The organism is Psychrobacter sp. TB20-MNA-CIBAN-0197, from assembly GCF_040309765.1.
Classification (GTDB): domain Bacteria; phylum Pseudomonadota; class Gammaproteobacteria; order Pseudomonadales; family Moraxellaceae; genus Psychrobacter; species Psychrobacter submarinus.
In genome coordinates, this window is the sequence record NZ_JBEOPC010000440.1 from 1 (window position 1) to 279 (window position 279).

Consider the following 279-nt stretch of genomic DNA (forward strand, 5'->3'; position numbering starts at 1 on the left):
TTCCTGGCCAGATCGGCGTACGCATCGGCTTCAACGAAACCGATGCCCGACGCATGTTCGCCGGCAGCGATTTCCTGCTGATGCCGTCGCGTTACGAACCATGCGGCCTGAGCCAGATGTACGCCCAGCGTTTCGGCTCGCTGCCGGTCGCGCGCAACACCGGCGGTCTGGCCGACACCATCGAAAACGGCGTCACCGGTTTCCTCTTCGATGAGTCCACCGTTGATAGCTATAAAGAAGCCCTGAGCCGCGCGTTCAAGGTCTTCGCCTTCCCGGAAC

General features: G+C 61.6%; 1 protein-coding gene. It reads left to right on the plus strand.

Translation table 11 applies throughout. From position 1 onward, the window contains the following. On the plus strand, nt 1-279 hold a 279-nt coding region (locus AAEY83_RS14400; protein WP_351059912.1), incomplete at both ends, for a glycosyltransferase.